Origin of the sequence: Mycobacterium deserti, assembly GCF_025345615.1 — a bacterium.
Classification (GTDB): domain Bacteria; phylum Actinomycetota; class Actinomycetes; order Mycobacteriales; family Mycobacteriaceae; genus Mycobacterium; species Mycobacterium deserti.
Map to the genome: position 1 here is coordinate 409,079 of NZ_JAODWD010000001.1, position 18,729 is coordinate 427,807.

The 18,729-nt window shown below is 65.4% G+C and carries 22 protein-coding genes; 8 read left to right on the forward strand and 14 right to left on the reverse strand.

Annotated features, from left to right (window positions below):
- Nucleotides 1-2 precede the first annotated feature (2 nt).
- From N4S67_RS02035 to N4S67_RS02070, 8 genes are all read right to left on the reverse strand, one after another.
- Nucleotides 3-1,214 carry a cytochrome P450 gene (locus tag N4S67_RS02035; protein ID WP_260991269.1) on the reverse strand — a complete coding sequence of 404 codons (1,212 nt, stop codon included), beginning with the start codon at nt 1,212-1,214 and terminating at the stop codon, nt 3-5.
- 152 nt (nt 1,215-1,366) lie between these two features.
- Nucleotides 1,367-2,227 (reverse strand): hypothetical protein, encoded by an 861-nt coding sequence (locus N4S67_RS02040; RefSeq protein ID WP_260991270.1) that lies wholly within the window; start codon nt 2,225-2,227, stop codon nt 1,367-1,369.
- On the reverse strand, nt 2,224-3,207 hold the full coding sequence (locus N4S67_RS02045) for an LLM class flavin-dependent oxidoreductase (protein WP_260991271.1): 984 nt from the start codon (nt 3,205-3,207) through the stop codon (nt 2,224-2,226). Before N4S67_RS02045 ends, N4S67_RS02040 begins: the two co-directional genes overlap by 4 nt.
- Nucleotides 3,204-4,247, reverse strand: a complete 1,044-nt coding sequence (locus tag N4S67_RS02050; RefSeq protein ID WP_260991272.1) for a Rieske 2Fe-2S domain-containing protein — start codon at nt 4,245-4,247, stop codon at nt 3,204-3,206. The genes N4S67_RS02045 and N4S67_RS02050 overlap by 4 nt, the downstream gene beginning before the upstream one ends.
- Nucleotides 4,248-4,272: 25 nt before the next feature.
- On the reverse strand, nt 4,273-4,845 hold the full coding sequence (locus N4S67_RS02055) for a hypothetical protein (protein WP_260991273.1): 573 nt from the start codon (nt 4,843-4,845) through the stop codon (nt 4,273-4,275).
- 110 nt (nt 4,846-4,955) lie between these two features.
- Nucleotides 4,956-5,204, reverse strand: coding sequence for a hypothetical protein (locus tag N4S67_RS02060; RefSeq protein ID WP_260991274.1), 249 nt, complete (start codon nt 5,202-5,204; stop codon nt 4,956-4,958).
- Nucleotides 5,205-5,322: 118 nt separating this feature from the next.
- Nucleotides 5,323-5,913, reverse strand: coding sequence for a TetR/AcrR family transcriptional regulator (locus N4S67_RS02065; RefSeq protein WP_260991275.1), 591 nt, complete (start codon nt 5,911-5,913; stop codon nt 5,323-5,325).
- A gap of 90 nt (nt 5,914-6,003) precedes the next feature.
- Entirely contained in the window at nt 6,004-6,498 is a 495-nt protein-coding gene (locus N4S67_RS02070; RefSeq protein WP_260991276.1) for a MarR family winged helix-turn-helix transcriptional regulator, read from the reverse strand.
- Between the two features lie 54 nt (nt 6,499-6,552).
- Here N4S67_RS02070 and N4S67_RS02075 point away from each other — a divergent pair, with 54 nt between their 5' ends.
- Nucleotides 6,553-7,467 (forward strand): spirocyclase AveC family protein, encoded by a 915-nt coding sequence (locus N4S67_RS02075; RefSeq protein WP_260991277.1) that lies wholly within the window; start codon nt 6,553-6,555, stop codon nt 7,465-7,467.
- Nucleotides 7,468-7,482: 15 nt separating this feature from the next.
- Nucleotides 7,483-7,668, forward strand: coding sequence for a DUF7156 family protein (locus N4S67_RS02080; protein ID WP_260991278.1), 186 nt, complete (start codon nt 7,483-7,485; stop codon nt 7,666-7,668).
- A gap of 8 nt (nt 7,669-7,676) precedes the next feature.
- On the opposite strand, the gene N4S67_RS02085 is transcribed toward N4S67_RS02080, so the two are convergent.
- Together N4S67_RS02085 and N4S67_RS02090 are read right to left on the reverse strand one after the other, a co-directional pair.
- Nucleotides 7,677-8,150: a VOC family protein gene (locus N4S67_RS02085; RefSeq protein WP_260991279.1), complete on the reverse strand. Its 474-nt coding sequence runs from the start codon at nt 8,148-8,150 to the stop codon at nt 7,677-7,679.
- Nucleotides 8,151-8,179: 29 nt separating this feature from the next.
- Nucleotides 8,180-8,779 (reverse strand): TetR/AcrR family transcriptional regulator, encoded by a 600-nt coding sequence (locus tag N4S67_RS02090; RefSeq protein WP_260991280.1) that lies wholly within the window; start codon nt 8,777-8,779, stop codon nt 8,180-8,182.
- A gap of 98 nt (nt 8,780-8,877) precedes the next feature.
- Between N4S67_RS02090 and N4S67_RS02095 the strand changes: the two genes are divergently transcribed.
- Genes N4S67_RS02095 through N4S67_RS02105 form a run of 3 tightly spaced genes read left to right on the forward strand, consistent with a single transcriptional unit; the run spans nt 8,878 to nt 13,042 of the window.
- On the forward strand, nt 8,878-9,738 hold the full coding sequence (locus tag N4S67_RS02095) for an alpha/beta fold hydrolase (protein ID WP_260991281.1): 861 nt from the start codon (nt 8,878-8,880) through the stop codon (nt 9,736-9,738).
- On the forward strand, nt 9,735-12,632 hold the full coding sequence (locus tag N4S67_RS02100) for an aminotransferase (RefSeq protein ID WP_260991282.1): 2,898 nt from the start codon (nt 9,735-9,737) through the stop codon (nt 12,630-12,632). The genes N4S67_RS02095 and N4S67_RS02100 overlap by 4 nt, the downstream gene beginning before the upstream one ends.
- Nucleotides 12,633-12,667: 35 nt before the next feature.
- Nucleotides 12,668-13,042 carry a nuclear transport factor 2 family protein gene (locus tag N4S67_RS02105; protein WP_260991283.1) on the forward strand — a complete coding sequence of 125 codons (375 nt, stop codon included), beginning with the start codon at nt 12,668-12,670 and terminating at the stop codon, nt 13,040-13,042.
- A gap of 2 nt (nt 13,043-13,044) precedes the next feature.
- Here N4S67_RS02105 and N4S67_RS02110 read toward each other — a convergent pair whose 3' ends face one another.
- Complete coding sequence (locus N4S67_RS02110; RefSeq protein WP_260992013.1) at nt 13,045-13,995, reverse strand: hypothetical protein; 951 nt, start codon at nt 13,993-13,995, stop codon at nt 13,045-13,047.
- A gap of 31 nt (nt 13,996-14,026) precedes the next feature.
- On the opposite strand from N4S67_RS02110, the gene N4S67_RS02115 reads away from it, so the two are divergent.
- Nucleotides 14,027-14,809 (forward strand): adenylate/guanylate cyclase domain-containing protein, encoded by a 783-nt coding sequence (locus N4S67_RS02115; RefSeq protein ID WP_260992014.1) that lies wholly within the window; start codon nt 14,027-14,029, stop codon nt 14,807-14,809.
- On the opposite strand, the gene N4S67_RS02120 is transcribed toward N4S67_RS02115, so the two are convergent.
- Entirely contained in the window at nt 14,806-14,961 is a 156-nt protein-coding gene (locus N4S67_RS02120; RefSeq protein ID WP_260991284.1) for a hypothetical protein, read from the reverse strand. The genes N4S67_RS02115 and N4S67_RS02120 overlap by 4 nt on opposite strands.
- Before the next feature lie 43 nt (nt 14,962-15,004).
- On the opposite strand from N4S67_RS02120, the gene N4S67_RS02125 reads away from it, so the two are divergent.
- Complete coding sequence (locus N4S67_RS02125; RefSeq protein WP_260992015.1) at nt 15,005-15,694, forward strand: guanylate cyclase; 690 nt, start codon at nt 15,005-15,007, stop codon at nt 15,692-15,694.
- Here N4S67_RS02125 and N4S67_RS02130 read toward each other — a convergent pair.
- Nucleotides 15,683-16,981, reverse strand: coding sequence for a glycosyltransferase (locus N4S67_RS02130; protein ID WP_260991285.1), 1,299 nt, complete (start codon nt 16,979-16,981; stop codon nt 15,683-15,685). The two genes, N4S67_RS02125 and N4S67_RS02130, sit on opposite strands and share 12 nt — an antisense overlap.
- Before the next feature lie 47 nt (nt 16,982-17,028).
- Here N4S67_RS02130 and N4S67_RS02135 point away from each other — a divergent pair, with 47 nt between their 5' ends.
- A complete protein-coding gene (locus tag N4S67_RS02135) occupies nt 17,029-17,682 on the forward strand; it encodes a TetR/AcrR family transcriptional regulator (protein ID WP_260991286.1) in 654 nt (217 codons plus the stop codon).
- Here the strand turns inward: N4S67_RS02135 and N4S67_RS02140 are convergent.
- Nucleotides 17,679-18,686, reverse strand: a complete 1,008-nt coding sequence (locus tag N4S67_RS02140; RefSeq protein WP_260991287.1) for an LmeA family phospholipid-binding protein — start codon at nt 18,684-18,686, stop codon at nt 17,679-17,681. The genes N4S67_RS02135 and N4S67_RS02140 overlap by 4 nt on opposite strands.
- Nucleotides 18,687-18,729: the final 43 nt, after the last annotated feature.

Below are 18,729 nucleotides of genomic sequence, written 5' to 3' on the forward strand. Positions count from 1 at the left end.
AGTCAGCGCTTCGAATGCCTAGCTGGGGTGAACTTCACCGGCAGGCTGGTTGCCATCCGGACCGAGACGTTGTCGTAAACCAGATCCTCGACTGCGGGAACGGTGTAGTCGGGTATGCGAGTGAGGATTTCGTCCAGCGCGATCCTCAGCTCCATCCGTGCGAGGTGGGACCCGAGGCAGCGGTGCGTGCCGCTGGCGAACACGATGTGGCTCTGACGCCCACGGTCGAAGTTCACCGTCAAGGGGTCCTCGTAGTGGGTCGGGTCGACATTGGCGGCTGCCCAGAACGCGTGAATGGGCTCACCGGCCTTGATGACCAGACCGTCGCCAAGATCGATGTCCTCGGTGGGGTGTCGCTGCCCCGATGGGACCGGGGACTCGTAGCGCATGATCTCCTCGATGGCCGCGGGGAGAAGTGACCGGTCCGCGATCAGACGGTCCCGCTCCATGGGGTGTTGGCCCAGCCACGCGAAGATGCATGACAGCGACGAGGTCACTGTGTCGAGGCCGGCGAACATCAACAGAAACATGATGTTCAGGAGGTCGAGTTCGGAGATGGGTTCACCGTCGACCTCCGACCGCAACAGCACTGAGATGACGTCCTCCTTCGGTTCGGTCTCCTGCCGACGCTCCGCGAGGAACTTGACGAAATAGTCGAGCAACTTGGCGCCCGCCACCGCCATGTTCGCATTCATCTCCTCGACCGTGTCTCCCTCGGGATGTATCACACCGTCTTTGAAGTCAAGGAAAAAGTCCACGTCCTCGATCGGAGCCCCGACGAGACGCAGGAACGTGAGTGATGGCAGCGGCACGCAGAACTCGTCGTGCAGTTCGGCTTCGCCGCGGGCAGCGAATTTGTCGATGAGTTCTCCCGCGAGCTTCCGGATCTGCGCCTCCAACGGAAACATCTGCTTCGGTCCGAAGATCGGGTCCAGCAGCTTTCGCCACTTCTTGTGGTCCTCACCGTCAATCTCCAAAGGGATCAGCGGGTTGTCGTTGCCGAAGCTGCCGCCCTGGCCGCCATTGCCGAGGATCGCCGGGTGCCGATTGATCTTGACAATGTCGTCGTGGCGATAGAGATTCCAGACCCCGTTGGACTTTTCAGCGCGAACAGTGCCGGCCTTTTCGCTGAATAGCGCCTGGGGACTCGCCATTGACTTGACCTGTTGGGTCAGCGGGGCCAGTCGCGGATCGAACTTCGTCGCTTGATCCATCAGTCCTCGTCTCTGGGGCCGTCAGAAGGGCCGGTCGTCGTCTGACCTTACACTGTAACGTGACCAGTAACGCACGAAAAGACCCGGCGGTCCACAGGTATTCCGCGCTTGCCCCGCGGCAGTTGTTTGGGACGATGTCGACCTCTCGTCGATCACCCGCCATGCAAGTACCGACGGAGCCGGCTGATCCGCACAACGCAGGTAGCAACGACTCGGCCAGCTCGCCCGTTGTCCCGAAGTTCAATACGGCACGCCGCGCTGTCACCGCTCGTCCCGACCGATACCGGCATCGCGACGAAGGGACCTGTCCGACCCGGTGCCACGATGGTCATTGTCAGCTGATCGACGCCCACGTCATCGGTGCCGAGCGCACGCGAGCCCGCGTCGATTGCGGCGGCTTCGGTCACGACGAGCATCGGTCCGTGATGGAGGCGCTCGGCGCCGATTTCCGGCCGCAGCCCCGGAATCTCGAGCAGGCCATCGGCACGTCTGTTCCCTGTGTAGGCCTGCCACAGCGGCGGGAGGTCGTCCGATTCGTCGACGCCGGCGCCCGGTTCCGGATAGGCGAACCCCTCGGGCGTCGGACAGATCACCGACCAGTTAGCCGATCCGAATCCGACAATCCGCTCACGGTCACTCGCGTGGTGAATCACTGCCTCGGTGAAGATCTGCGACCGCGCCTCAGTGGCGACACGTCCTGCCATGAACACGTCGTCAATCCCCTGCCCGTGGTCGATGACGGTCAGGTTGATCTGGGTCAGCGCCAGGATGTTGACCGGGTCGACGTTGACGCCCGCGGCGTCGAGCATCGCGATCGCCAGCGGGGCCGCCAGCATTGCCCCACCCGCCGTGCGGAGGTCGCGGCGGAGGTGCAAGGCGTTCTCAGCGTGGGTGCGATCGATGGGCCGCGGAGCCGAGGCCAGGTAGCGATAGCTCATCAAAACGTCTTTGCTGCTTGCCCATTCGCCGAAGGGGTCGGTCGCTTCGCGGCGGGTCGTCTGCGGTTCGGTCATCGAGAATCCTTTTGTTCGGCGAGCAAGGGTGCGAGCCGGGTGCAGATCGTTGCGATGTTACGCATGACCAGCTCGTCGGCCATCCCGCCGATGGATGCCCAGAGGAAGACGGTGTCGACCGGGGCGCCTGCAGTACCGGCTCGTATCGCCTCCGCCACGTGTTCGGGGGTGCCGTACGTGAAGGACCCCAGCGGACCCGCGCCGTCGGTGTTGACGACGCGGCCGAGATCCACGGGCTTGGGCGGCGGATGACCGGTGCCCTCGACCATGTGGCGACGATACGAGTTGAGTTGATGCGACAGGTGTTCGGAGACCGTCGGCCAGTCGCCGTCGGGGTCCTCGGTGGCCCATCCCTGGATACCGCCCGCCATCACCCCCACGGCCAGAGAATGTCCCGCCTCGGCCAGCCCCTTTGAATAGGGGCCCCACAGCGCCCCATCCGCCGACAGTAGTCCCTCACCAAGCAGACCGGCGCGCCTCGCACCCTGTGGTCCCTGATACCCCATCCAGATCGGCAGCGGATCCTGCACCGTCCCCGGCCGGATGCCGTCCTTTCCCCACAGCTCGCGGAGACGACGCGCCGTACCGTCGGTCTGCGCATATCGCGCGTTCGGCGTTGCGTCGTAAAGGTCGAACTCTGGTATGCGATAACCGGTTCCGAGGCCCAGATCGAGTCGACCGTCGGACACGAGGTCGACGACAGCACACTGCTCGGCGATCTCGGCCGGATGGTGCAGCGGCGCGATCACGATCGCCGTTCCGAGCCGGATCCGCTGCGTCCGCGCAGCGACCGCGGCCGCAAACGTCAACGGTGCGGCGAGGTAGTCATCGTCGAAGAGGTGGTGCTCGGAGAACCATGCCGAGCTTGCACCCAGCCGTTCCGCCTCCTGGCACGCTTCGATGGTGAAGCCGTAGAGGCGCGACGGATCTTGTCGCCACTGGCGCGGGTTGCGAAGGTCGAAATAGACGCCGACTTTCACGGTCGCATCTCGCCCTCGAGCTGAACGGTTCCGTTCGCCGCTGAAAGTAGGCGCGGCGCCCCGGCGGATTCGGGGTAAAAGCGTCGGGCCCAGAGCCGCAAATCGGCGAACGCGCGACCTTCGACGGTGGCCAGGGCCGGCGGGTCTTCGAACCGTTGGTGGCTCCAAATGGTGATGTCGTGCGGCAATTGGGCGGTGGCCGCATCGATACGTGACTCGACCGCGCCCGGGACGTCATCGCCGGGCAGCCTCTCGAGCCACACCGTCTGGAACATTTCACTGGTGCCGACGTCAACCGGCGTCGTGGACAACAGGATCAGCGTGTTCGAGGAACCCGACAGCGACGTAAAGCTGAGTCCGACGCCGGCCGCGAGTATCGACAGGGTGTCGCCGTTGTGGCTGTCAGGCTCCATCTCGCGCCATCGGGATCCGAAGCCGATCTGGCTGAACCAATGCGCATCGTCCTCCCATCGCCGCAGGAAAACCGGATGGTGCCTAGTGCCGTGCACGTACCGGAAGTGGATAGGGTCCGCGGCGTTTTCGAGCACGAGTTGCGGGTGCAGCGGCAGGGCGCCATAGCGGATCAGACCGTGCGGTGACGCTGGGTGGTAGTCGAGTGCGGCGGTGTGCGGACCAGTGTCGGTGAAGATGTTCGGCGGTTCCCAAGAGGGCTCTCGGCTCGCGACGTCGTGCCACAGGTACACCACACCGAACTGTTCGCGCACGGGCCATGCGCGGAGACGACGCGAGCGGTTGGGCCGATCCGGCTGGTAGGGGATGTGCACATTGTTGCCACCGCCATTCCAGTGCCAGCCGTGGAACGGGCACACGACGCAGTCGTCCTGCACACGTCCGCCATATCCGAGGTGCCCGCCGAGATGCCTGCAGTAGGCATCGAGAACGTGGAGCGTCCCTCCGCCATCCCGATAAGCGACCAGATCGCGGCCGAAGTAGCGCAGGGGCCGAACCTCGTCCACCGGGATGTCGCCGGACCAACCGACCTGAAACCAACCGGTCGGCAGCCAGTGCGGCGTCAACATCTCGATGGCGGCATCCGGCGGTCAGTCAGCGACACCATCGGCTCTTGTCCACGGTGTAGAGGTAGGGCAGCACGAAGACCGGTGAGAGGTAGAAGAGGTTGAACAACCACCAGCCGAGTCCGAATTCTGAAGTGGCCATGCGCTCTTCGAAGTCCATACTCATCGCCATCGTGTAGCCGGCCCACAGGAACAGATACAGCCACGCTGACACCTTCATGAAATGCAGACCCCAGGTGCGCATCTGCATGAACGCCCAGACGCTGACCACCCGCATCGGCATCAAGATGAACACGGCGAGGTATTGCCACATCTTCTCAGCAGTGTTGGGGATTCCGCCGAGAGCACCGCTGTTGTAGTCGACGTAGAAGGCGCCATCGAAGAATCGGCCATAGCCGGTGATGAATGTCTCGCCCAGTACGGTGTTATGCGCGAAGGTGTCAAATGACCACGGCGAGAAATTGATCAGGCCATCGACCATACAGAAGGTCGCGATGACCGTCGCTGCCCACGGTCGCACATTCGTCCCAGCCTTGACCGACTTGTACAGCTTCCATAGCGCGATGCCCAGCACGATCGGGCCGATGGGCCCAAGAATCATCGTGCCGGACAGGATGCAGCCGACGAGCAACCAACCGTCCGCTGCCTCAAGAAACCGTCTTGGCTTCCCGGAGGGGACTTCGTCAGGACCGACGTCTACGGGGTTCTCTTTCAGGACCATCCGAACCTCACCAGGATCGCGGGGAACATTGCCATACATTCAACGAGAAGACCGATCAGGAGCATGAAGCAGATGACGGTCAAAACCTTGTGCAGCCGAGGCGTTTTCGTCAGAGTCGACTCCGCCGCGGGTGGACTGGATTCGGCGGGCACCAACCTGCTGCCCAAGAACCACCACACCGCTAGAATCAACGCGTCGGCCGCAACCATGCCGGCCAGAAGTAGTGCATCCTGCAACATGGTGCTTCCTATCGGTAGTGAGCGACCTGCAGCGCCTGGACCGTCACGATCGTGATGATCCAGGCCGCCGCCAATATGAAGAACAGGGCGACTGCCGCACCCTTGGAAGTCGGTAACTTCATCGCAACTCCTGACTTGTCGATCGAACGAGTTCGGTTGCCTCCATGTGGCTTTTGAGTCCCCGGATCAAGACGTCCAGGGATTCGGCGAAGGTGTCGATGTCCGCCTGTCGCCGCGCCCGTCCCTCCAACGCCGCCCGCGAGCCCAGCCACAGCCACGTCACCGCGCGATAGACCTTGTGAGCCTCATCGATCGTGAGCCCCTCGTGCTGCAACGCGGTCATGCCCTCGTCGCGAAGTTCGTTGGCTTTCGGCGAATTCGGCGAATGCGCGATCACCGCGTCGTCCAGCCCCGGATACCGGTCCATCAGCGCTTGAATGCCCAGAACCTGGGCGCGCAGAGCCAGCCAACCGTCGCTGGCGTCAGGGTGAATCCGTGGAGCTTGGCCTAAGATTTCCTCGACCACGAGCGCCAAGAGCTCGTCTCGTCCGACCACATGCTTGTACAGCGCCCCGACGGATACCTTCAGTTCGTCGCTGACTGCGCGCATGGTCAAGTCGGACACGCGCTTCCGGGCGATCTTCAGTGCCGCGTCAACGATCGCCTGCTCATCGAGGCGCTCTTTGCGCACCTTTGGGCGGCCTGCCATACGCCGTATAGTAAACAGTGTTCGCCATGGGCGCAAGCTTGCGGCGATTACTGGCCCGAGAACGTGGCGCGGCTCGTCAGCGCGCCTTAATCAGGGCGCCGGTCCGATACCGAGGTGACGGCAGATCTCAGCGAGCGTCGACCGTAGGTCGGCAAGCTTTCGCGCGCCGATGATTGCCTCGATTTCAGCGTCGAGTCGTTCGGCGATGGTGGCCGCGTCGGCGATCAGCGCTCTCCCCTCGCGGGTGTAGCGGACGATTTTGGCTCGCCCATCGGCGGGATCGGAAGCCCGTTCGACATAGCCGAGATCTTCGAGTTCCGTCACAAGCTGGCTGACGGCGTTCTTCGAAACATCCTGCGCCCGAGCGATGTCGGTGATCCGGCTGCCGTCCCAGCCGAGAAAGACCATCAACCGCGCATGTGCCGGTCGCAACTGGCGGTGGCCCAGTGCGCGGGCCCGCTCGTTGCTGGCCCGCACCATCCATTCCCCGAACTCGATGGCGTGACGCTGTAACGAGGCTGCCTGAAACTCGCGCACCCGACGTTCGTCCACGCGCCCTCCAGCGGTCGAATCGATGGTTGACACCTGACTGATTTTAGTGAAGGTTACTTCACTAAAGCCGAACCGCAAAGGGGTGCCATGGTTCTCGTAGCGCAGGAACTAATCCCTCCGGTGACGGCGGACCCTGTTGGGGTGTGGTTCTTCAACTGGGTGATCCCGATTGCGGGCAGCGTATTCATCGTTCTAGCGATCGCCGATGTCGTCCGTCGACGCCGACTTACCTGGGGATTCCTTTTTCTGTTCAACAGCATGGCGGTGTACTGGATGGAGACCGCAGGCGACTGGGGTCAAATGCTGTTCTACAGCCCCGCATTCGCAGAGCATCACCTCCTGGACTGGCTGCCGTTGAAGACGCCGAACGACCCGCTGTTCATGCCGTTCGCTTACGCGGCGTACTGGGGCGTGCACGCCCTGCTCGTGCTGTGGCTAAGCCAGTGGGTGTCTTCGCGGTTCGGCTGGAGCATGCTCAAATCCATGATCGTGCTGGCTATTCCGGTCAATTACGTGTGGGACTTCGTCGTCGAGGGCACGGCCACCGCGATGGGATGGTGGACCTACGACCCCGGCATCGGCCCTGTGCTCGAGTGGGACAGCGGTGGTCGTATCACCCTGTTGTGGACCATCGGCATCATGTGCACGTGGCCAAACCTCATCGCCTACTGGGCCGGCAAGCCCCCTGTTCGCGGCCTCAACCATCTGGAACGATTCTTTGGCCTTGAACGATTCACCAGTCCTAAAGTTCTGGTACGTGAGCCGGTGTCGGCGGTTGGATCCGGTTCCGTTGCACTGAGCACCGAACCTGCACGGCTCACCAAGACCCAGGAATACGACCACTTCCTCAACTACGACGTCACCATCGCACGGTGGAAGTTCGAGTTGATGCGTCTGGGCGCCTGGTGCGTCGGCTTCCAGCTCAGCTTCGCCTTATTCCTCGTCGGCCCACTACTGATCCTGCGCTCGGTACTCGGCGCTGACAGTGTCTACGTCCCCTGACCGGAAGAGCGTGCCATGACTGACTCATCGGACTTCCAGCGCAAGAGCATGAAAGATATGCCCGCGGAGTTCTTCCTGCCCCCACCCACCAAGTCGGGTTTGTGGCGCGAGACCCGCCGACTGACAGTCGGCTGCTACGCGTTCATCCTTGCGCTGGCAGTCATCGTTACGCTGACCCAGGGCATCGTCGTACGCGTGTAGCCCGAGCCTCAGGCGTCGCGGACAGCGTCCTCCAGCTCGGCGACGATGATTTTGCGCATCCCGAGCATGGCCTTGGTCGCCGCCGCGGCGCGGGCCGGGTCGGGATCGGCGATCAACTCGTTGAGCCGGTTGGGCACGATCTGCCAGCTCAACCCGAATCGGTCCCTGAGCCAGCCGCACTGCGACTCTTCGCCGCCGTCGCCCAACCGGTCCCAGTAGTAGTCGACCTCGGCCTGGTCCGTGCAGCTGATCGTGAAGGACACAGCTTCGGTGAACGGGAACTGCGGCCCGCCGTTGATCCCGATGAACGTCTGCCCGTCGAGTACGAACGTGCCTGACACCACCTCACCGGGCGTGCCCGGCCCGGCGTCGGTGTAGCGCTCGAAACCTTCTATCGACGAGTTGGGGAAGATCGACGTATAGAACTGTGCGGCTTCTTCGAGGTCGTTGTCGAACCACAGCGAGGGCGTAATGGATGGCATGCCCTATAGACCGACGCGGTGGTGAAGAGTCATCGGCGGGCGCCGAGGGCCCGCAACGCGAAGTCGAGGATCTGATCCTGCGCCTTCTGCATCCGGTCCCGATCCTGGTAGGACTGGCTCAGCATCAACTTGCTGGTCACCGCGCTGATCGCGACCGCATCCTGCTCAGGATCCGTCAGCGGGAAAGTGCCGTCGTCGCGGCCGCGGCGCAGGATCTTGACCAGGGAGCGCTCCCGGTCGGCATGCGCCTTCTCCCGCGTCTCGCGGTAGCCCTTGGCCGCGCGGACCTCGTCGGAGTCGATGACCGTGAAGTGCATGCGCGTCTGGTCGTCGTGGATCAACCCGAACATGCCGGCGATCCAGGTCTTGAGCGCGTCGACCGGACCTCCCTGCGCCTCCGCGCAGACCTGATCGAGCCTGCCGGCCAGCGCATCGGTCTCCTCACGCAACATCGCCAGGAACAGCGCGTCCTTGGATTCGAAGTGGCGATAGAACGCCCTTGTCGAGACGCCGGCGCGCTGCAGAATCGCGGCGACCGGGATCGGCCCGCTGTGCGGCTCGGACAGGCACTCGTAGGCAGCGTCGATGATGCTGCTGCGGTCGTCGTCGGAGACGGTGTCGGGCTGCACCGGCAAAGTATATTGACGCGCTCATCAATCAGGCCGGGGATCCCCCTAAATTGTCTCCTGAGTAACGTGACCCTTCGGGGTCAGCCGAGAGGACGTCTGTGAGCACTACCCGCAGCGAACCGCACACCGTGACGTTCCGCGGCGTCGAGGACCTAGCCCTCGCCGCAGACGAATGGAACCCCGACGCACCGGCCGACACGCCCGCCGTGCTGATGTTGCACGGCGGCGGTCAGAACCGCTTCTCGTGGAAGAACACCGGCCAGATCCTGGCCGACCGGGGGTACCACGTTGTCGCGCTGGACAGTCGAGGGCATGGCGACAGCGACCGGGCACCCGACGCCAATTACACGGTGGACGCGCTGTGCGCGGACACGTTGCGGGTTCTCGAGCAGATCGGCCGGCCGGCGATCCTGATCGGCGCGAGCATGGGCGGCATGACCGGGATGCTGGTCGCGCACGCGGCGGGCCCGGAAAAGGTCACCAAGCTCGTGCTCGTCGACGTGGTGCCACGCTACGAGAAGGGCGGCAGCGCCCGCATCCGCGAGTTCATGGCCAGCGGCATGCACGGATTCGCGACTCTGGATGAGGCCGCCGACGCGGTGGCGGGGTACCTGCCGCACCGGGCCCGGCCGCGCAGCCCCGAGGGGTTGAAGAAGAACCTCCGGCTGCGCGACGACGGCCGCTGGTACTGGCACTGGGACCCGGCGTTTCTGACGGCCCCGATGGACGATCCGTTCGTCCGGGTGGAGAAGCTCGAGCGGGCGGTGATCGAGTCGACCATCCCGATCCTGCTGATCCGCGGCAAGCTCTCCGACGTGGTCAGCGCCGAGGGCGTCAAGGACTTTCTGGAGAAGGTGCCCCGCGCCGAATTCGTCGAGTTGTCCGAGGCCGGGCACACCGCCGCAGGCGACGACAACGACGCGTTCTCCGAAGTCGTGGTGGAATTCGTCAGCCGGTGATTGGCTTCAACTTCCTGGCAGAGCCGGAGTTGCCCGCACCGCGAGTGAGCGTCGAGCAGGCCGAACAGATCCTGGCCGAGCATTTCGGCCGCAGGGCAACGGTCACTTCACTGGGTAGCCAGCAGGACAAGAACTTTCTGGTGACCGCCGCCGACGGCGACGTCGCCGGCGTACTCAAGGTCGCCAACCCGGTCTTCAGCGCCGTCGAGATCGAGGCTCAAGACCTGGCGGCGCAGCTGATCGCGGCGACCGAACCGTCATTGCGCGTCGCGGTTCCGTTGCCGAACCTCGCCGGCGAGAACTGCACGGCGGTAACGGGATTGCTCGCGGACACCGCCTACGTGCGGTTACTTCGATTCCTGGCCGGCGGCACACTGGTCGATTCGGGATACCTGTCGCCGACGGCGGTGGCGGGACTCGGCGAGGTGGCAGGTCGGGTGAGCCGGGCGTTGGCCGGGTTCACGCACCCGGGTCTGGACCGCATCCTGCAATGGGACCTTCGGTATGGCGCCGACGTGGTACGTCAACTCGTTTCGCACGTCGACGCGTCGCGTCGATCGCTTGTCGAGGCGGCCGCCGGCGCGGCCTGGGCGCGCATCGCGCCACTGGCCGACCGGCTACCGCGCCAGGCGGTGCATCTGGATCTCACGGACGCGAACGTCGTGCTATCGGGCGGACGACCCGACGGTGTCATCGACTTCGGCGACCTCACCGGCAGCTGGGCGGTTTCCGAACTCGCGGTCACCGCGTCGTGTGTGCTGGGCCATCCCGGTTCCGATCCGACCGCCGTGCTGCCTGCGATCCGGGCATTCAACGAGATTCGGCCACTGAGCGTCGTCGAGGCCGAAGCGCTCTGGCCACTGCTGGTTCTGCGTACCGCGGTGCTGATCGTCAGCGGCGCGCAACAGGCGACACTTGACCCGGACAACGCCTACATCACCGAGCAGTCTGACGACGAGTGGCGGATGTTCGAGCAGGCGACCTCGTTACCGCTCGACGTCATGACCGCGGTCATCCAAGCGGACTTGGGGATGGCGCCCGCGCCGGATCCCCTACGCCCAGCCGTTCCGGTTGTCGACGTCGACCCCGCCTCGGTGGTGACCTTGGACCTGTCCACGACATCTGATGCCTTCGACGCAGGCCGCTGGATGACGCCTACCGTCGTTGACGAGTTCGCTGATGCCGCAACGCAAGACGACACACACCTGGTCGTCACGACGTACGGTGAGCCGCGGCTGAGCCATGCGCCGAAGCTGAGCCACGACAGTCCGGCCGTCATCCCCACCGGCATCGGCGTTCGGCCCATCTCGGCTCTGCGGATGGTCGCGCCGTGGGACGGCGAGGTCGTCGACGCCTCCGCCGAGGCCCTCACATTCCGGGGCCGCGAGCACGAGTTGACCCTGACGGGTGCGCGGACGGTCGGGGCGGGCACCCTCCTGACGGGTGAGCCACTCGCGGAAGCCACGGGCGGACAATGGGTCGAGATCGGCGTGCGCCCGACCGGCGCACCTGCCGCGCCACCGTTCACCACGGCGGAGCTCGCCCCGGGTTGGCTTGCGCTGACCCGCGATCCGCGACCGTTGCTCGGATTGCAGGCGCGGGAGCTGGCCCCCGACGCCGACCTGCTGTCGCGCCGCGACGCGAGCTTCGCGCCGGTCCAGGAGCACTACTACCGCAAGCCACCGCAGATCGAACGCGGTTGGCGCAACTACCTGCTCTCGACCGCGGGCCGCTGCTATCTCGACATGGTCAACAACGTCACCGTGCTGGGGCACGCTCATCCGCGCGTCGCCGACACCGCGGCCCGCCAGCTGCGCAAGCTGAACACCAACTCGCGCTTCAACTACGAAGCCGTTGTCGAGTTCAGCGAGCGACTGGCCGCGACGCTGCCCGAGCCGTTGGACACCGTCTTCCTGGTCAACTCGGGCTCGGAGGCAAGCGATCTGGCGATTCGGCTGGCCACCGCAGCGACAGGCCGCCGCGATGTGATGGCGGTCAGGGAGGCCTACCACGGGTGGACGTACGGCACCGACGCGGTGTCGACGTCGATCGCCGACAACCCGAATGCGCTTGCCACACGCCCGGATTGGGTGCATACCGTCGAGTCACCGAACAGCTTCCGCGGCAAGTACCGGGGTGAGCAGGCCGCTCGGTACGCGGATGACGCGGTACGTGCGATCGAGGCATTGATCGCCGAGGGCCGCGCACCGGCGGCATTCATCTGCGAAAGCGTTTACGGTAATGCGGGCGGCATGGCGCTACCGGACGGCTACCTGCAGCAGGTGTATGCGGCCGTGCGAGCCGGTGGCGGGCTGGCGATCTCCGATGAGGTGCAGGTCGGCTACGGCCGGCTGGGCCAATGGTTCTGGGGCTTCCATCAGCAGAACGTCGTGCCCGACATCGTGTCTATCGCGAAGTCGACGGGCAACGGTTATCCGCTGGGCGCGGTGATCACCAGCCGCGCGGTCGCCGACCGATTCCGCTCGCAGGGGTACTTCTTCTCGTCGACGGGCGGAAGCCCACTGTCGTGTGCGATCGGTCTGACGGTGCTCGATGTGCTGCGCGACGAGGGATTGCAGCAGAACGCCGTGACCGTCGGTGGGCACCTGAAGTCGCGGCTACTGGCGCTGCGGGACAGCCATCCGATCATCGGCACCGTGCACGGCATCGGGTTGTACCTCGGTGTCGAGATGGTCCGCGACTGCGAAACGCTGGAGCCGGCGACCGAGGAGACCGCGGCGATCTGCGATCGCATGCTCGAACTCGGCGTCATCATCCAACCGACCGGTGACCACCTGAACATCCTGAAAACCAAGCCGCCGCTGTGCATTGACCTCGAGGGCGCGGACTTCTACGTCGACACCCTGGACCGGGTGCTGACCGAAGGCTTCTAGCGCGAATGGCCGGATCGGGCGTCTAGCATCGAGGAATGACACGCTCCCCCGACGATGTGGTCACCGAGTTCTGCAAGAAGTGGGCCTCACCCGATCCGGCCGAGCTGGCAGGATATTTCACCGAAGACGGCGTCTATCACAATATTCCGATGGAACCGGTGCAGGGCCCCGACGCGATCAGGGAGTTCATCGCCGGGTTGACCGCGGACTTCGACGGCATCGACTTTCAGGTGCACCGACAGGTCAGTGACGGCAACACCGTCATGAACGAGCGCACCGATGTGATGCGCCGAAGGGACGGTGGCCGGCTCGCGCTGCCGGTCATGGGCGTCTTCGAAGTCGTCGACGGCAGGATCGCCTCCTGGAAGGACTACTTCGACCTCGCTACGGTCACCAACGCCTTCGCCTAGGCCTAGGCCAGCAGCGGCACCGCGTCGTGGCGGACGTCGGAGAGTATTTCGAACATCGCCCGGCGCGTGGCGGTGAGTTCTGCCCGCTCGAACGCCTTGCCCGCCAACTCGACTCGGCAGCTTGCGATCGCCGAGTTGTAGCAGTACTTCGACCCGCCGTCGGTGTCGGTGTACGTCAGACCGATCACATCCGAGGGTTCGGCGACAATCTCTCCCTCGATCATCTGCTCGCCGACCCGCCCGCCGAACGTCCAGTGGAACGGTCGGTACCGGCCGTGCGTCTGCAGGCTGCCGAGCACTGAACGCACAGCGATCTCCACCCTCTCGTGCCGGAACACCAACAGCGTGACCGACGGTGTGAGCAGCGGCCCGACCCGTGCGCGTGCGGTGACGATCTCGAGCGTCGTGTCCGGCGCATCGTCGAAGCCGCACACCTGGCCGAACGCGTACGCCGGCGTGTGTCGGGTGCCCCAGTTGTGGTTGACGCTGCCCGTCCACCCGTCGACGAAGAGGCTGACGCCGTCGACTTCGACGATGCCGTCGAACTGGGCAAGCGGATCGCGCACCATCGTCTTCGCGGTCGGGATCTTCGCGCGGTACCCACGTTCGGTCAACAGCCTCACCGGCTCCTGACCGCTTCGGTTGATCGTGAGATCCCAACGTGCCGAACCGCTTCTACTGGCGATGGCGCCCTGCGCAGACCGGTCGTCGAGAGTGGCGTCGCCGATGCGCGCGGTCCAGTCGTCGTAGTCGTAGGTCGCGGCGCCGACCGGATAAGGCTCCTTGCGCGCACGGTTGCCCTCCCCTTCTGGATCGAACATCATCAGCCATACGTCGGCGACCGGGTCACCGGCCGTCGGCAGCAGCAGCGTCTGGCGCAGCCACAGCGCCTGCGCACGATGGGGGTGGTTGGCGCGGATGTATCGGCTCTCGTAGTAGGGCGCCTCGGGCATCACCGAACCAGCATCCAATACTTAGACGGTGATGGGTACGCAGATCGCCGCTTACGTTCTCGGCGGCATCGCGGCGGTCGAGGCCGTCGCGCTGGCCGTGGTGTCGGTCCTGTGGATGCGCAGCAGGCGCGAAGCCGACGAGCTGCGCCACCGGGTCGACACGAGAAACATGCTGTTCAGCGGTGGTCGGGAGGCCGTCAAGCACGTGTGGCAGACCGCGAACATCCTGCGCAAAGACGGCCTCGGGGCGGCGGTGCGGTCCTCGGTCGAAGACCTCGCGGACTGGGCCGAGGTCGAGCGCCCTGACCTGGCCCGGCTGGCATCCAACGGCAGAGTGGCGATCCTGTTCTCCGACATCGAGGAGTCGACCGCGCTCAATGAACGCATCGGCGACCGCGCGTGGGTGCGACTTCTCGGAAGGCACGACAAGCTGGTACGCAGGCACGTCAAGCAGCACTCGGGTCATGTGGTCAAGAGCCAGGGCGACGGGTTCATGGTGGCCTTCGCGCAGCCCGAGCAGGCGGTGCGGTGCAGCCTGGATGTGCAACGCGCGCTGCGCAAACGGCCCGGCGGTATCCGCGTGCGCATCGGCATTCACACTGGCAAGTCAGTACGACGCGGCGACGACCTGTTCGGCCGCAATGTCGCGATGGCGGCGCGGGTGGCAGGCGAGGCCGACGGCGGCGAGATACTTGTCAGCGAGGCGGTCCGCAATGCGCTCGGCGACACCGAGGACATCTCGTTCGACGACGGCCGCGACGCCAGCCTGAAGGGCTTCAGCGGCTCGCATCGGCTCTACGCCGTCTCGACCTAGTCTTTCGCTTCGGCCACCCGTTGGTGCAGCCGCGCCCGAATGTCCTCGGGGGTGTAGGCGTTACGGCGGCGTTGGTCGCGAGCGACCAGCACACCGCCAGCCACCACACCTGCCACGCCGGCCAGTCCGACCCACTTCCATATGCCGCGCATAAGGCATCAGTCTGCCTAAGCTGCCCGGGTGAGCGAAAGCACCGTGTCGTTGGAGAGGGCACTCGACGAGACGCGGACCGGGGATCTGTGGTTGTTCCGCGGCAGTTCGGGTCCTGACCGCGCGATACAGTCGATGACCAACGCCCCGGTCAACCACGTGGGCATGACGATCGCGATCGAGGATCTACCGCCGCTGATCTGGCACGCCGAACTCGGCGACAAGCTGACCGACATGTGGACGGGCGACAACCACCGCGGGGTTCAGCTCAACGACGCGCGCCAGGTCGTGGAGCGGTGGGTGCACAAGTACCACCAGAGGTGCTGGTTTCGAGAGCTCACGCCCTTCGCCAACCGTGACCAGGAGGACCGCGCACTCAAAGTCGTTGCGCGCATGGATGGTACGCCGTTTCCCACCACCGCCCGCCTCACCGGACGCTGGTTTCGCGGACGGCTCGCCGTCGCCGACTTCACCCGCGGATTACCGTTCGTGCACAGCAAGGTCCGCGAAGCCACGCAGCGCAGGAAGGTCGAGAGGCTACAAGTGGGCCTCGAGACCGCCTACTGCGCCGAGACCGTTGCCATCACCTACGAGCAGATGGGCTTGTTGTCGACGGAGAAGCACTTCAACTGGTTCGACCCGGGTTCGTTCTGGAGCGGCGACGAGCTGCCGTTGGCACCCGGATACCAACTCGGCAAGGAGATTGCCGTCGTGGTGAATTCATCACCGGTCTGAGTTGGTCGCACCCTGGGGCGCGCACTCGCGGTCGACGATGCCGGCAAGGCCGGCGAAGCCCGGCGCCGCAGCCATCTCGTCGGCGATGCGCCTGCTGGCCTGCCGGTAGCACGGCTCGTTGAGGACGCCGAGGATGGCCCGCCGAAGAGCCCGTACCGTCGGCCGTTCGGTCCGCAGCCGCCTGCCGACGCCCGACCACGCTACCCGCGCACCGACCTCGGGTTTGTCCTCCTTGCCGCCGGTGGCGACGATCGGCACGCCGTAGCGGAGGGCGTACTGGACGCCGCCATACCCGCCGTTGGTGACGTAAACCGCGGTGCGCGGCAACAATTCGTCGTACGGGAGGTAGCTTGCCGCGCGAGCGTTCGACGGCAGCGGCGGCAGCGTGTCCACCGGGCGGCCACCGGTCGTGACGACGACCAGCACGTCTTCGTCAGCAAGTGCGCGCAGTGTCGGCCCGATGACTTGGCCGTAGTCGGCGTTGGCCACCGTGCCCTGCGTGACGTGCACGACGGGCAGTTTGCCGTCCAGGTCGCCCCACCACGACGGCAGCGGAGCCTGCGAGCCGGTCGCCGACAGCGGGCCGACGAAGTGCAGAGTGGAAGGCGCGTCGGACATCGGGTATTCGAACGACGGCACGGTGAACTGCACCAGCGCGTCGGCGCGTCGACCCCAGTCGGTGAGCGCGCCCGTCATCGGAGCGCCGTGGATTGCGGTGTGCAGGTCGTCAACGACTTTGGCAGGCCGGCGAAGCACCCGGCGGTTCAGCGCCGCGAGCATGGTGTTGCGTTGGCGGTTGAGAACGCGACTCGGTTGCAGACCCATGCCATAGGGAGCGGTGTCTCGACTCTCGATCGGAAGCGGAATCACGCCGCACTGCACGACGGCGGGCCGCAGAGCGCGCTCGTGCCCGAGGACCAACGCGGCACCAAAGAATGCGGGATCGGCAAGGATGGCGTCCGCGGGCTGTGCCGCCAGGGCCGCCATGATGGCGCGGTACTGAGCTTCGGCCGGCCGAATGAACACATGCTCGAGATCGAAGGCGATTGCCCTGGCGCCTCTGACCTTCGCCCGCTCGGGGAAGAGTTCCAACAGTGGCGTGTCGTCGAAGTCGGCCTCGTCGGGGAGCGGCAGGTACGTCGCGCCCGTTGCGACGACCTTCTCGGCGAACATCGAACCGGTCAGGAACCGCACGTCGTCGCCGCGCTCGACGAATTGCCGGGCGAGGAACAACAACGGCGTCACATGGCCGACTGCAGGAAAACTTCCGATCAGGATCGATGACATGGCCGCCCCCCGGCAGATATGGATACTGTGCTGTAGTATTCATTACTGTGTCACCCAAGTCAATATCCCGCGGCGCATCTCGTCCCTATCGGTCGGCGCTGCGCCAGCAGCAGGCCGATGCGACCCGATCGCGGGTCGTGGCCAGCGCGGCGAAACTGTTCGCCGCCGACGGGTACGCGCGCACCACGCTCGCGAAGATCGCCGCCGACGCGGGGGTGTCCGCCGAAACGGTCCAGGGTCAAGGACCCAAGGCCGCTTTGCTCATCGCAGCCATCGAGTATGCGGCGTTCGGAGTGTCCGGTGAGGAGAACCTTCTCAATCTCGATGTCGGCCGCCAGTTTCTGGCCATCGATGACCCCGCACAGGCGCTCGACTTCCTCTCCGCGGCGCAGACGGAGGTCCACCAGCGGTGCGCCGAGTTGGGCTTGGCGCTGATCGGCGCCGCTACCGCCGACCCGGAGTTGGACCGCTATCAGAACGATCTGACGGCAAGCGTCACATCACAGATCCGGCGAGTGCTCGAGGTATTCCGCGACCGCGGGTGGTTGCGCGACGACGTTCCGTTCGACGAGTTGGTCGAGACCGCCGCTGTTCTCGGTGGTTTCGAGGTCTTCCTGCGGGTGACGCGCGGCGACGGCTGGAGCGTGGACGCATACCGCGCCTGGAACAGGCGCGTGATCGGCGAAGCCCTACTGCCCTAGAGGCGCGCGAAGCAGGGGTTGTCGTCTTCCCTGGGGATCGACGCGTTCTGGCTGGAGAACTTGCCGACGACTCCCCCGTCGGTGACCTCGACGCTGTCGGCGTGGATGCCAAGCGGATAGTTGTCGTTGAGTTTCTTCGTCAGGTCGTTCAGGGCGGACTGCACCGCATCCTTGGGTAGCGGGCCGACGACCTCTAGCACCTCGAGGTTGAGATCACCGTCGGCGACGACGGGCTTGGCCGTCACGCTGTTGTCGCCGGCTTGCAGGACGACGGTGCCCGCGCCCGGCTCGGTGGTCACGCCGGTGATCAGGTTGCCGACACCCGGAAGGTTCTCGGCCACAGTGTCTTTGATGCCGGCTGATTTCCAGCTGAGGGTGGCTTCGAGCGAGCCGATGGTGCCCTTGGAGTCCGCCGTCTCCTGCAATCGGACGTCCTTGAGTGTCACGTCGGCGGTCATACCGTCCGCACTCTGGACGCGATCGCCGGCGGTGACGACCGAGATATTGGTGTAGTGGCCGGTGATGTGCTGCCAGAGGAACGGCGGGTTCACGCCGAACGAGATGGTGGCGCCGTCCTCGACGACGCACTGGGCGACCTCGGTCAGAATGCTGTCGGCCCGCTGGCGCGCATACAGTTCGCCGCCGGCGAGACCGCCGACGAGGAGGGCGACGACGATGATTGCCGTGAGGATGACCGTCGTGCGGTTGCGCCGGCGCGGCTTCCCCGGCGCGGCTGGCTGCTCAGGCGGCGGTGGCGGTGGCGGTGGCGGCGGCGGTGGATAGCGCTCGAACTGCTGGGTGGTGCGCACATCGGCGGGCGACGGCGGACGCGGATACCGCTGCGGCGGGCTCGGCGGCGGCGGACCGACGTTCGGAGGGCGCTGACGAGCGCGGATCTGCTCAGTGGGCGCTTCGGGCGGCACCGGCCGGCCCGGGGGGCGAGGTGGCGGTTGTCCCCTGCCGCGCCAGTCAGGCTGACCGGGGTGCTGCGGCGGCCGTGTCACTTCCGCAATTCTGCCTTATCGAGCCCCTCTCGTGTTTGCGGAC